At 77.6% G+C, this 13,809-nt stretch carries 5 protein-coding genes; all 5 read right to left on the bottom strand.

Features of this window, described 5'->3' with window-relative positions:
* Nucleotides 1–12: 12 nt before the first annotated feature.
* From EKG83_RS22630 to EKG83_RS22610, 5 genes are read right to left on the bottom strand one after another with little or no spacing between them, the layout of a single operon-like run.
* Nucleotides 13–1,176 carry a glycosyltransferase gene (locus EKG83_RS22630; protein WP_033429501.1) on the bottom strand — a complete coding sequence of 388 codons (1,164 nt, stop codon included), beginning with the start codon at nt 1,174–1,176 and terminating at the stop codon, nt 13–15.
* Nucleotides 1,173–1,976: an alpha/beta fold hydrolase gene (locus EKG83_RS22625; protein ID WP_033429502.1), complete on the bottom strand. Its 804-nt coding sequence runs from the start codon at nt 1,974–1,976 to the stop codon at nt 1,173–1,175. Before EKG83_RS22625 ends, EKG83_RS22630 begins: the two co-directional genes overlap by 4 nt.
* Nucleotides 1,976–2,287: an acyl carrier protein gene (locus EKG83_RS22620; RefSeq protein WP_033429503.1), complete on the bottom strand. Its 312-nt coding sequence runs from the start codon at nt 2,285–2,287 to the stop codon at nt 1,976–1,978. The genes EKG83_RS22625 and EKG83_RS22620 overlap by 1 nt, the downstream gene beginning before the upstream one ends.
* Nucleotides 2,284–6,681, bottom strand: coding sequence for a type I polyketide synthase (locus tag EKG83_RS22615; RefSeq protein WP_084716190.1), 4,398 nt, complete (start codon nt 6,679–6,681; stop codon nt 2,284–2,286). The genes EKG83_RS22620 and EKG83_RS22615 overlap by 4 nt, the downstream gene beginning before the upstream one ends.
* Nucleotides 6,678–13,556, bottom strand: coding sequence for a type I polyketide synthase (locus EKG83_RS22610; protein WP_033429504.1), 6,879 nt, complete (start codon nt 13,554–13,556; stop codon nt 6,678–6,680). The genes EKG83_RS22615 and EKG83_RS22610 overlap by 4 nt, the downstream gene beginning before the upstream one ends.
* Nucleotides 13,557–13,809: the final 253 nt, after the last annotated feature.

Here is a 13,809-nt window from a genome sequence, read left to right as displayed (position 1 = left end):
CCCCAGGGGTGCTCAGCGGACGGCAACGGTGGTGAGCCGTTCGAGGTGGTCGGCCGCCGCGACCGCGCCGCCGGCCCCGCGGAACGACCGGCCGATCGCCGCGGCCGCGGCGCGGTGGCCGCCCGCCGGGTCCAGCACGGCGTCCAGCGCGGCGCCCAGGCCCTCGGCGCCGACGCGGCCGAACCGCACCCGCACGCCCGCGCCGGCGGCGACCACCTGGTCGGCCACCACGGGCTGGTCGTCGCGGATGGGGGCGAGCACGAGCGGCACGCCGTGCCACAGCGACTCGCACACGGTGTTGTGGCCCGCGTGGCACACCACGGCCGCGCACCGCGCCAGCAGCTCCAGCTGCGGCACGTGCGGGAACACCAGCACTTCCGGCGGCACCGCGGCCAGCAGGCCACCGGGGTCGACAACGACGCCCTGCACGTGCGGGCGGGCCGCCAGCGCCTCCGCCGCGGCGCCGAGGAACCGCGCGCCCGCGTCCGCGTTCGCGGTGCCGAGGCTGACCAGCACGAGCCGCCGCCCCGGGTCCAGGCGGTCCCACGGGAACGCCCCGCCCGGTCGGGCGGTGACCGCCGGGCCGACCAGCCGCACGCCGCCGGGCAGGTCGACGTCGCCGACCAGGTCCCGGGTGGTGAAGGCGACCACGCCGTGCGCCGGGTAGCGGGGGTCGCCGTCGGCCGCCGGGTCCCCGATCCGCCCGCGCAGCTCCGCCAGCAGCTCACCCAGCCAGGCGCGCACCTTCGGCAGGCCCGCCAGCGGGTCCACCAGCTCCGCCGAGGTGCTCGCCGAGGTCGCGCACGGCACGCCCAGGCGCTCGGCCACCAGCGGACCGGCCACGGCGTGCTGGTCGGCCAGCACCAGGTCGGGCCGGAACGCCTCGATCGCCGCCGCCACGCCGTCGGCCATCGCGTCGGCCAGCGGCACGAAGAAGTCCCGCCACAGGAACCGGAACGCGGCGGGCCCGGTCAGCGTCGGCGGCCGGTCCAGCCCCTCGGCGGGCGGCAGCGCGCAGTCCAACACCCGCGCGCGCGGCCCGGCCAGGCGGCGCACCAGCTCGGCGTGCCCGGCCCAGGCCACCTCGTGGCCACGCCCGGCCAGCTCCGCCGCCACCGCCACCAGCGGGTTGACGTGCCCGACCAGCGGCGGCACCACCAGCAGGTACCGGCTCACCGGGGCGCACCCGCGAGCGCGCTGTGCTCGCGCACCCAGTCCAGCACCAGCTCCCGGGTCTCGTGCGGCCGCTCGATGAGCACCGAGTGGCCCTGGTCGGGCAGCACGACCGTCCGGCAGCCGACCAGCTTCGCCTCCAGGTCGGGCACCTGCGCGGACAGGCCCGACTCGTCGCCGAAGATCGCCAGCAGCGGGCAGGTGATCGCGGACAGGTCGTCGGCGACCACCCGGCTGAGCGGCACGTCCTCGGCCAGCGTGGTGGCCTGGAGGATGCGGCTCGCGCCGCGCGAGAGCCGGGCGGTGTGCGAGCCGTGGTTGGCCTCGATCCAGCCGATGACCTCCTCCCGCGCCAGCCGGGCCTTGGCGTCGGCCAGGCCGTCGGCCATGTGCCCCAGCCAGGTCGCCACCGGCGGCTCGGACTCGATCATGGTCACGGTGGCCACGCGCGCCGGGTGCCACGCGGCCAGGCCGGCGGCGACCGTGCCGCCGAAGGAGTTGCCGACCACGTGCACCGGCCTGGTCTCCCCCAGGGCGTCGAGCAGGTTCGCCAGGTCGTCGACGAACTCCTCCAGCCGGTAGCCGGTGGCCGGCCGGTCGCTGCGGCCGTGCCCGCGCAGGTCGTACATCAGCACGTCCACGCCCGCGGCGGCGAAGCCCGGCCCGACGGTGAGGTAGTAGCTGGCGAGGCTGTCGGTGAGCAGGCCGTGCACGAACACCACCAGCGGCGCGCCCGGGTCGCCGCCCGCCGCGGGCAGCCGCTGGACGTGCGTGGTGATCCCGCCGGTGCGTACCTTCGCCATCACGCCGCCCGCAGCGACGCGACCACGTGGTCCACCAGCTCGCCGACGGTGAGCGCGATGATCTCGTCCAGCTCCAGCTCGGCCACGAACTCGGCGAAGTTGACCCGGTCGCCGTAGTGCTCGCGCAGGTCGGCCGACAGCGTCACCAGGTCGATGCTCTCCAGCTCCAGGTCGCCGTGGAAGGTGGCGTCGCGGGTGACCTCGACGTCCTCCAGGCCGTTCTCGTCGAGCAGGTCGCGCAGCATCGCGGTGATGTCGGCCAGCACGGCGTCCGCGTCGGCGGTGGTCGCGCTGGTGGTCTCGGTGCTCATGGTGCCTCTCCTCGTTGTGCGGTCCACGCGACGACGTACCGGCGCGGGGGCAGGCCGGGCGGGTTGGCCAGGTCGCGCACCCGCGCGGTGTGCTCGACGCCGGCCGCCTTGACGCGCAGCCGGTCGCCGTCGGCGGCCACCACCCGGCCCTGGTGCCCGCACAGCCGCGCGACGGCCTCCCGGGCGGCCCGGAACGCGGCGGACCAGCGGTCCGCGCCACCCGGCAGGCCGGCCAGGAGCGCGCGTTCGGCCGGCTCGTCGGACGCGGCGGGCCCGACCTCCGCCACGGCCACCCCGCACGGGCCGCGCCCGGCGATCGCCACGCCGACCTCGGCGTGGTGGGCGATCGAGACGTGCAGGCCGGAGACGTCGCGCCCGTGCACGCCGCGCAGGTGCGGGCGGCCCTCGGCGTCGTCGTGCACGGCCACCTCCGCCGGGTAGACGTCGCCCGCGCCCTCGCGCCACAGCACGGCGCGGGCGGCGTCCTTGGCCGCGATGCGCCCGAGCAGCCACTGCCGCTTGCCGTTGGGCGGGTGGGCGTCGTAGGCGTCGCGCTCGGCGCCACCCAGGACGTTGCGCATCACCAGTTCGCGGGTGGCCAGGTCCGGCCACCGCTCGTGCACCGCGGCCCAGCCCTCCTCGTGCACGGTGGACAGGGTGTTCGCGCCCGGGAACCGGTCCACCGCGCGGATGTTCGGGTCGGTGTCGAACCGGCGGTCGGTCCAGCCGGTGATGCTCGCCCAGACCCGGCCGCGCCGGGAGAGCTGCACGTCGGCGGTGACGGTGGTGGCGGTGACGTCGGTGACGCGGACGTGGCAGTCCAGCGGGCCGCCGGGGCGCGGGCCGTGGAAGGCGATGCGGTCGAAGCGCACCGGGAAGACGGTGGTGCGCTCGGGCAGGACGGCCATCACCCAGTAGCCGAACAGCTGGCCGACGTTGTCCAGCAGGGCGCCGGGCGTCGGCAGGTCGGCCAGCACGCCGCGCACGTGCCGGTCGCCGATCGCGGTCAGCTCGGTCACGCCCTGGAACAGCGGGCCGTGGAACATCCAGCGCTCGTCGTAGAGCTGCCGGGCGGTCAGGTCCGGGGTGCGCTCGGGGGCGTCGAGCGGCCACGGCGACGGGGGCGCGGGGTGGTGGTCGGCCAGCTCGACGACCGCCTGCGAGTAGCCGGTCAGGCCGACCTCCACCCGGTTCGGCGCGGTTCGGCGCAGCGACACCGGCAGGTCGGCCGCCGGGATCGCGGTGATCCACTTCAGCAGCCGGACGTCGTGCACGGCCACCGCCCGCAGGCCCGGGGCGGCGCGTTCGGCCAGCTCCACCAGGTGGTGGACGACCGTGGTGGCGGGGACGACCGGCCAGCGGTCGGCCTCGTCCGGCCAGTCGGGGCGCTGGCGGAAGAAGCAGTGGTCGCGCAGGTAGGGCATCCGGTCCAGGCCCACGTGCAGCACCCGCGGGCCCGGAGGAGGTGGAACCGGCGCGCTGACGCCCGGCGCGGCCGGGACGGCGGGGCGCGGCGCGGGCCTGGCGGACGGGGCCGGCGGGGCAAAACCCTGCGCGGGCGCAACGGGCGGCCTGTGCGCCGGGGGGCGGACCGGCGTGCGGGTCGCCGAGGCGCGGGCGCCGATCAGCTCCGCCGCGACGCCCGCCGTGTCCCGCAGCAGGGCCGACAGCTCGGCCGCCAGCGGGTCACCGGCCAACCCGGCCAGCGGGTCACCCGCCGGGAGGTTCCCCGCCGCGACCGCCGGCCGCACGACCGGGCGCCGGTCCCGGGGCAGCGACACCAGCGGGTTGCCCAGCTCCAGCGGCAGCCTCCGCCCGCCGCGCCGCACCTCGACCGGCGGCAGCAACGGCCCGGCGTCGGCCTCGACCCCGTGCGCCCACAGCGCCGTGACCACCCGCCGCAGTTGGGCCAACCCGCCGTGGGCGGACACCACCAGGTGCTCCCGCCCGGCCAGCGTGTCGTCGACCAGCGACCCCAGCTGCCCCGGCCCCAACTGCACGAACACCCGGAACCCGGCCTCGTGCATGGCCCCGACCAGGGGCCGGAAGCGCACCGGCTCCAGCAGGTGCCGGACGAACAGCTCGCGCACCGCCGCCGGGTCCTCCGGGTACGGCCCGGCGGTGGTGGCCGACCAGACCGGCGTGGTCGCCGGGCGCAGCACGAAGTCCTGCGCCGCGCCGCGGATCGGGTCCAGGTACGGCGCGAGCATCGGCGTGTGGAACCCGGACCGGAACGGCAGCACCCGGCTGATCACCGCCTCCGCGCGGAACCGCCGCACCACCGCGTCCACCTCGGCCTCCGGGCCGCACACCATGGCCTGGTTGGGCGCGTTGTCGTGGGACAGCACCACCCCGGGGTGCTCGGCCAGCGCCTCGACCACCCGCTCGGCCGAGGTGCCGATGACCGCGAACACCACCCCCGGCACGCGCAGCGCGCCCGGGTCGAACGAGGCGAGGAAGGCGTCCACGTCCTCGGCGGCGTGGATGCCGCCCGCCGCCATCGCGGTCCACTCGCCCACGCTGTGCCCGGCCACCGCGTCGGGCACCACGCCGAGCCGGCGCAGCGCGGCGTCGAGCACCCGACCGACCTGGAACACGGCCACGCCGTGCCGCCCGACGTCGCCGACGCGCGTGCCGTCCTCGACCGCCCAGGGCAGGCCGAAGCGCCGCGCCACGTCGGCCACGGCCGGTTCGAACTCGGCCTCCAGGCCGGGGAACAGGAACGCGGTCCGCCCGCCGAGGGGGCGCGGGGCGAACCACACGTCGCCGCGACCGCGCCACGGCACGCCCTTGGCCACCGCCTTGCGGGCGAGCGCGAGCTTGCGCGGCGTCGGGTCGACCACGCCCAGCCGGCACGGCTCGGTCCCCGCGGCCCGCTCGTCCAGGCCCTCGGCACCGCCGTCCAGCAGCGCCAGCAGCGCCTCGGGCGTGGCCGCGGCCAGGCGCAGCACCTTCGTCGGCTCGCTCACCACGGCCGGCGCGAGGGCCGGTTCGTGCAGCACCACGTGCGCGTTGATGCCGCCGAAGCCGAACGCGTTGACCGCCGCCCGGCGCGGCGCGCCGCCCGCCGGGCGCTCCCACGGCCGGGCCCGCGCCAGGGGCTCGAACCGGGTGGCGGCCAGGGCGGGGTGCGGCTCGTCGCAGTGCAGGGTCGGCGGCAGCACCCGGTGGTGCACCGCCAGCGCCGCCTTGACCAGGCCCGCGATGCCCGCGGCGGGCATGGTGTGGCCGATCATCGACTTGACCGACCCGAGCGCGGCGCGCGGGCCGTCGGCCGGGCCGAACACCTCGGCCAGCGTCTCCAGCTCCGCGCCGTCACCGGCCGGGGTGCCGGTGCCGTGCGCCTCCAGCAGGCCCAGCGCGTCCGGGTCGCGCGGGTCCAGGCCGGCCGCCTCCCACGCCTGGCGCACCGCCCGCACCTGGCCGCCCGGGTCGGGGTTGAGCAGGCTGGCGGACCGGCCGTCGCTGGCCACGCCCGTGCCGGCGACCACCGCGTAGACCCGGTCGCCGTCGCGCTCGGCGTCGGCCAGCCGCTTGAGCACCACCACGCCGGTGCCCTCGCCGATCAGCACGCCGTCGGCGTCGCGGTGGAACGGGCGGATGCGCTGGCTGCGCGACAGCGCGCCGAGCTGGCTGAACACGCTCCACAGCGTGATGTCGTGGCAGTGGTGCACCCCGCCGGCCAGCACCACGTCGCACCGGCCGCCGGCCAGCTCGCGCACCGCGTGGTCCACCGCGACCAGCGACGACGCGCACGCCGCGTCGACGGTGTAGGCGGGGCCGCGCAGGTCGAGCCGGTTGGCCACGCGCGACGCGGCGAGGTTGGGCACCAGGCCGATCGCGGCCTCGGGCGCCTCCGGGCCGAGCTGCTCGGCGAACGCGGCGCGGACCGCCTCCAGCCGCTCGTCGTCCAGCTCCGGCACCAGCTCGCGCAGCGTGCGCACGACCTGGTTGGCGGTGCGGACCCGCTGGTCCAGCCGCACCAGGCCGGGCGTGAGGTAGCCGCCCCGGCCGAGCACCACGCCGACGCGGCGGCGGTCGGCGGGCAGCACGGCGTCCCCGCCCGCGTCGGCGATGGCGTCGGCCGCGACCTGGAGCGCGATGAGCTGGTCCGGTTCGGTGCCCGGCACGGAGCCCGGCATCACGCCGAACCCGGCCGCGTCCACCGCCGCGTCGACGAACCCGCCGCGGCGGCAGTACACGCGGTCCGCGCGGCGCCGGCCGGGGTCGCGGGCACCGGGGTCGTAGAAGTCGTCGTCCCAGCGGTCCGGCGGCACGTCGCCGATGGCGTCCACGCCGTTGACGATGTTGTGCCAGTAGGTGTCGAGGTCGGGCGCGCCGGGGAACAGCACCGCCATCCCCACGATCGCCACCGGGGTGCCCACGCCGGTCACCAGCCGGAGGCGCTGTAGACGACGGCGTGCGCGTCGGCCGGGCCCCACGCCAGCTCGCGCAGCAGCGCCAGCGGCCCCTCGTCGGGGTCGATCAGCGAGATGCCGCGCGCCGCGTAGGAGCGCATCAGCTCCGGCGTCACCATGCCGCCGCCGTCCGCCGCCCACGGTCCCCAGTGGACGGTCAGGCCGCGCCGGCCGGGCCGCGACCAGCGCCGGGCCAGCTCCTCCAGGGCGTCGTTGGCCGCCGCGTAGTCGCACTGGCCGCGGTTGCCCAGGGCGGCGGCGATGCTGCCGAACAGCACGGCGTGGCGGGGGCTGTCGGGCAGCGTGTCCACCGCGTCGAGCAGGGTGCGGGCACCGTCGACCTTGGTGCCGAACACCCGCCGGAACGACTCGACGGACTTCTCCGCCACCAGCTTGTCCTCGATCACGCCCGCCGCGTAGACCACCGCGTCGAGCCGGCCGTGGTCGTCGTGGACGCGCTTGACCGTGGCGCGCACGGCCTCCGCGTCGCGCACGTCGACCGCGGAGTAGCGCACCGGGCTGCCCAGCTCGGCCAGGTCGGCCAGGGTGGTGCGGACCTCGCGCTCGGCGAGCAGGGCGGACACCGCGCGCTCGATCTCCGCGGGCGAGGTCATGCCCCGGGCGATGAACGCGGCCCGCAGCGCGGCGCGGTCCACGGCGCCCGCCGTGTCGGGGTCCTCGGGGCCGGTGGGCGCGGGGGTGCGGCCGAGCAGTTCGAGCCGGCACCGGCCGGCCGCGGCCAGGGCGCGGGCGAAGCGCGCGGTGATGCCCCGGCCGCCGCCCGCCAGCAGCACGACCGCGTCCCGGTCCAGCCCGGCGGCCTGCGCCTCAGCGGCACCGTCGCCGGCGGGCCCGGCGCCCGCGGCGGCCACCGGTCCCAGGTCGGTCGCGGTGAGCCGCAGGCCGCGCCGGGCGCTCCCGGCCAGCACCACGGGTTCGTGCGCGGTCGCGCCCAGCTCGGCGAGCAGCGCGGCGGTGACGTCGGTGCCGTCGTCGAGCTCGACCAGGGTGGTGACCACGTCCGGGTACTCGCGGGCCAGGGTGCGGAAGAAGCCGCGCAGGCCGGTCACCGCGCCGACGCCGCGCCGGTCCACCGCGAGCAGGCCGCGCGGCCCGGCCGCGAGCAGCGCCTGGAGGTGCGGGAACTCCTCGGGCAGCAGCGATTCGTCGGCGTCCAGGGCGCCCAGGTGGACCACGAACGCGCCGGCGGGCTCGCCGCCGACCTCCACGCCGGCCGCGCGCAGGCCGGCGGCGACCTCGTCGGACCGCGCGCCGACCAGCACGACGCGCGTGCCGCGCACGTCGAGCGAGGCGGCGGGCAGCTCGAACTCCTCGAACACCAGCCGCTGCGGCGCGACCACCGAAGCCCCGGCACCGGACGGGACGACCTCGGGTGCCGCGGCGGGTTCGGCGGTGCCGCGCCCGGCGATCACCGCGGCGATCCCGGCGGCCGTGCGGGCGGCGGTCAGCGCCTCCAGGCCCGCGCCGTCGTTGACGTCCAGCCCCAGCCGGGCGGCGATCTCACCGGCGATCTCGGCCCGCTTGATGGAGTCGACGCTCAGGTCGGCCTCCAGGTCCAGGCCGGGCTCGACCATCTCCACCGGGTAGCCGGTGCGGTCCGCGACGACCTGGACCACCGTGGCCAGCACGTCGACCTCGGCCGGGACCGGTGCGGGCGCCGGTGCGGCGAGGCGGCTCGACAGGGCCTCGGCCAGCCCGGCGGCGGTGCGCGCGGCGGCCAGGTCGTCCAGGCCGGCCGCGCCGTCCAGCGGGAGCCCCAGCCGGGCCGCCAGGTCGCCCGCGATCTCGACCCGCTTGATCGAGTCGACGCTCAGGTCGGCCTCCAGGTCCAGCCCCGGCTCGACCATCTCCACCGGGTAACCGGTCCGCTCCGCCACCACCCCGACCACGGTCCGCAGCACGTCGACCGGCCCGCCCACCGGCCCGGCGGGCACCACGGGCGCGACCGGCACGGCGACCGGTTCGGCCACCGACGCGGGCAGCACCGGCAGCGCGGGCGCGGCGGGCACCTGCCCGGACGCCCCGAGGTAGGTCATCAGCACGTCGCGCTGGGCCGCGATCAGCTCCCGGCTGGTGCGCAGGAAGTCCGCGACCACCGCGTCCGACGGGCTGGGCTGCGGCTGGTCGGGCACGAACGCCTCCGGGAAGCTCGCGGGGATGCGCCTGGCGGGGTGCAGGGCGCCGGGTTGGACGGTGCCGTCGGCGCGGCGCACCAGGTGGCCGTCGACGGTCCACCCCGGCGTCGCGGGCACGGCGGACGGGTCGACCGCGTCCCGGCCGCGCACCAGCGGACCGGTGCGCAGGTCCACCCCGGCCACGGCCAGCCGCGCCAGGGCGGTGAGGAAGCCGACGAGCCCGTCGCCCAGCGGGACCGCCCGGTGCGGCCGGTCGCCGAGCACCGCGCCCACCAGGCCGCTGAGCACCTTGCCCGGGCCGACCTCGACGAACACCCGCGTGCCCGCCGCGTACATGGCCTCCACCTGCTCGGCGAAGCGCACCGGCGCGCCGATCTGCGCGACCAGCTCACCGCGCACGCCCGCCGGTGAACCGGGGTAGGTCTCGGCGGTGCGGTTGGACCACACCGGCAGGGCGGGCGCGCGCAGCGGCAGCGACTCCAGCACCCGCCCGAACGCCTCGCCCGCGCCGGCCACCAGCGGGCTGTGGAACGCGCACGCCACCCGCACCGGCTTGACGTCGAGCCCGTCCGCGCGCAGCACCTCCGCCGCCCGCGCCACCGCCTCGGTCGGCCCGGAGACCACGGTCTGCCGCGGCGAGTTCCGGTTGGCCGCCACCACCGGCAGCCCGGTGGCGTCCAGCACGGCCTGCACGCGGTCGGCGTCGGCGGTCACCGCGGCCATGGTCCCGGGGTCGCCGTCGCGAACGGCACCCAGGACGCTCTCGGCGCGGGCCGCGCTGGCGGTCAGCAGGTCGGCCGGCGTGAACACCCCGGCGGCGGCCAGCGCGGCCAGCTCGCCGTAGCTGTGCCCGGCCACCGCGTCGGGTCGCACGCCGACCAGGCGCAGCAGCTCGGTGGCGGCCAGCTCGACCACGCCGAGCGCGGGCTGCGCGACCCGGGTGTCGGTGATCCGCTCGACCTGCTCGGCCGCCGCGCGCTCGCCGAACGCGGCCGGCGGGTACAGCGCGTCGGCCCACCGCGCGCCCAGTCGCAGGTGGCGCTGCACCTCGGGGAAGGCCACCAGCAGCTCGGCCAGCATGCCGGGCCGCTGGCTGCCCTGGCCGGGGTAGAGGAACGCCACGTCGCCCGCCGGTTCGGCGTCGGCGTGGAACACGCCCTCGGTCCGCTCCCCCGCCACCGCCTGCCGCAACTGGTCGACGTCGGCGGCCACCACCGCGAGCCACGCCCGTTCACCGCGGGCCGCGGCCACGTCCGCCCTGGTGGCGGCGCGCAGCGCCAGGTCGCGCAGCCGGGCGCCGGGCGCGGCGTCCAGCAGCTCGGCCGCGGCGCGGCGGGCCGCCCGCGGGTCGGCGCCGCGGAACACGAACAGCTCCGCCGGCCACTCGTCCAGGGCGTGCGCGGCGGGCGCCTGGTCGTGGGCGCGCACCACCACGTGGAAGTTGGTGCCGCCGAACCCGAACGCGCTCACGCCCGCGATCCGGTCGGCGGGTTCGGCCGCCCACGGCCGGGCCGCGGTGTGGAAGGCGAACGGGCTGCGCCCGGCCTCCCACGCCTCGTTGGGCTCGCGCAGGTGCAGCGTGGGCGGCTTGACCCCGTGGTGCACCGCGAGCACGGCCTTGATCAGCCCGGCCAGGCCCGCCGCGCACTTGGTGTGCCCGATCTGCGACTTGACCGAGCCGAGCGCGCACGCGCCGGGCGCCGCGCCGGCCTCGGTGAACACCTCGGTGAGGGTGGCCAGCTCGGTGCGGTCGCCGACGGCGGTGCCGGTGCCGTGCGCCTCCACCAGGCCGACGCGCGCGGGTGAGACGCCGGCGTTGCGGTAGGCGCGGGTGAGCGCGGCGCGCTGCCCCTCCGGCCGCGGCGCGGTCAGGCCGAGGGCGCGGCCGTCGCTGGCGCTGCCCACGCCGTCGATGACCGCGTAGACCCGGTCGCCGTCGCGCAGCGCGTCGTCCAGCCGCTTGAGCACCACGCACGCCACGCCCTCGCCCAGCGCGATGCCGTCGGCCGACCGGTCGAAGGTCGCGGACCGGCCGCTGGGCGAGAGCGCGTGCACCGAGGAGAACAGCAGGTAGTCGTTGATGCCGTTGTGCAGGTCCGCGCCGCCGCACACGACCAGGTCGCTGGTGCCGGTGACCAGCTCCTTGCAGGCCACGTCGACCGCGGTCAGCGACGAGGCGCACGCGGCGTCGACGGTGTAGTTCGCGCCGCCGAGGTCCAGGCGGTTGGCCACCCGGCCGGCGATGACGTTGGCCAGCATGCCGGGGAACGAGTCCTCGGTCAGCCGCGGCAACTGGGCGTCGAGCGCGGGCGGCACCTGCCCGACGTAGGAGGGCAGCACGGTGCGCAGCGTGGTGGCGTTGGACAGGTCGCTGCCCGACTCGGCGCCGAACACCACCGACGTGCGGCGGTGGTCGGCCTCGGCGTGCGGGTAGCCCGAGTCGGCCAACGCGCGCCGCGCCACCTCCAGCGCCAGCAGTTGCACCGGCTCGATCGCGCCCAGCGAGGCGGGCGGGATGCCGTAGGCCAGCGGGTCGAACGGGATGCGCGGCAGGAAACCGCCCCAGCGCGACGGGGTGCGCTCGCCGTCGCCCTCGGGGTCGTAGTAGACCTCCGGGTCCCACCGCTCGGCGGGCACCTCGGTGACGCTGTCGCGACCGGCCACCACGTTGGCCCAGAACGAGGCCAGGTCGGGCGCGCCGGGGAACACGCAGGCCATGCCGATCACCGCCACGCGCAGCGGCGCGGGCTCGGGTTCGGCGGTGGGCCCGTCCAGCGCGGCCCGCACCGCCGCGGCCCGCTCGCGCAGCCACCGCGCGGCCGAGCCGCCCACCGAGGCGTGCAGGTCGGCGACGGTGGTGACGGCGTCGCGCAGCACGCTCACCTCGCCGGCCATGAACATGCCCTCGGCGCGCTGGCGGTCCTCGCCCACCTCCTGGAGCCCGTCGCCGACGCGCTCCAGGCCCTTGCTGGCCAGGCGCAGCCGGCCGACGTTGAAGCGCTCCAGCCGCTCCCACGCCTCCCGGTCGGGCACGCCCTCGGCGCGCAGCCGCTCGCGCAGCGCCGTGAACTCCTGGGTGAACCCGCTGCGCACGCACCGCGTGGCGTGCCCGGGCGCGGTCTCCAGCAGGTCGGTGTGCGCGGCCGCGACGACCTGCCGCTGGAACACCGCGCCGATGGCCCCGGTGCCCACGGCCTCGGCGGTGAACAGGTAGGCGGTGCCCATCAGCACGCCGACGCCGACGCCCGCGCGGGCCAGCGGCGCGGCGAGCGCGGCCACCATCGCCGCCGAGCGCTCGTCGTGCACGCCGCCCGCGAACAGGACGGTCAGCTCGTCGGCCGCGCCACCGGCGGCGAGGTGTTCCAGCAGGACGTCCACCTGGGACTCCCACAGCGGGAAGCTGTTGCGCGGCCCCACGTGCCCGCCGCACTCCGCGCCCTCGAACACGAACCGCCGGGTGCCGGCGGCGAGGAACTGGCGCAGCAGCCCGGGCGAGGGCACGTGCAGGAAGGTCGCGATGCCGACGGCCTCCAGCTCCGCGGCCTGGGCGGGCCGCCCGCCCGCGACGATCGCGTGGGTCGGCCGCACGTCCTTGACCACGGCCAGCTGCGCCGACCGCACGTCCTCGGCGGCGAACCCCAGCACGCCGACGCCCCACGGCGCGTCACCGAGCTCGGCGCGGGTGCGCTCCAGCAGGTCGCGGGTCTGCTCGGCACCGGACAGGGCCAGCGCGAGGAACGGCAGCCCGCCGGCCCCGGCCACGGCCGCGGCGAACCCGGGCCGGTCGCTGACCCGCGTCATCGGCCCCTGGGCGACCGGCAGCGCCGTGCCCAGGTGGCGTGCGCCCGTGGAGCCCGGACCGAGCGCGTCGGGGGCCGCGTCGTCGGCGAAGGAGGCGAGGATCGCGTCCCGGACACCGCGCACCGCCGCACCGGGCGTGCGCCACCGGCGGGCGAACACGGCCGCCAGCGCCACGTCCTGCCCGACCGGCAGGAACTCCCCCGCCGGATCGGTCCCCAACCGGTCCGCGATGCCGTCGGCGGGCAGTTCCGGCACGCCCGGCCCACGCCGCCGCAGCACGCGGAAGCCTTGGTGCAGCACGGTTTCCGACCCGTCGAGCCCGTCGAGCGCGGCGGTGACCTCCACCGGCAGCCCGGCGTCGGGGTAGAGCGCGAGCTGGGTGTCGAGCACGACCCCGGCCGCACCACCCGCGACCGCCGCGGCCGCCGTGCGGGGCCCGATGCCACCGGCCGCCCACACCGGCACGTCGACGGCGGCCAGCACCTGCTGCAGCAGGACGAACGTGCTCAGCTCACCGACCCGGCCGCCGGCCTCCCGCCCGCGCACCACCAGCCCGGCCGCCCCCGCGGCCACGGCTTCCCGGGCCTCGGCGAGGTCGACCACCTCGACCAGCACGCGCCGACCGGGGAAGTCGCCCGGGCGCCGTGCCGGGTCGGCGAGCAGCACGGTGGTGACCCGGTCGGGCAGTTCCGGCACCGCGCACCCCGGTCGCACCCGGACCCCGAACGGGCCGCCCGCCCAGTCGGCGGCGGTGCCCAGGGCGTCCCCGGCGTCGTCCGCGGGCAGTTCCAGCACGCCGAACCCGCCGGCGCTGACCGCCGCGGCGGTCAGCCGAGGCGCGGGCCGGTGCACCGGGTTCACCGCGATGACCAGATCGGAACGGTCAAACCCCATATGCGCTACTCCCGGCGGCACGATGCTTGGGCCGATGACGTGGAGTAGTGAAGGCACCTCGATCCGTTGCGGTCAACGCCCCGAACCCATGTTCTCCCGGATGTGAACATGTCAATGCTCGCGCTTGTTGCTTTCCGACAAAGCGGCGGCCATCTGGGCTTCTGCAGCGCATCCGACCGGTCGGCGGCGCGGCGGGACACATCGGCGTCACCACCTCGATACCGAAGTATTACGCACTGTGTGGAAACTGTGA

The sequence above is a fragment of the Saccharothrix syringae genome, from assembly GCF_009498035.1.
GTDB classification, from domain to species: Bacteria; Actinomycetota; Actinomycetes; order Mycobacteriales; family Pseudonocardiaceae; genus Actinosynnema; species Actinosynnema syringae.
This window is presented reverse-complemented; position numbering and strand designations above follow the sequence as displayed.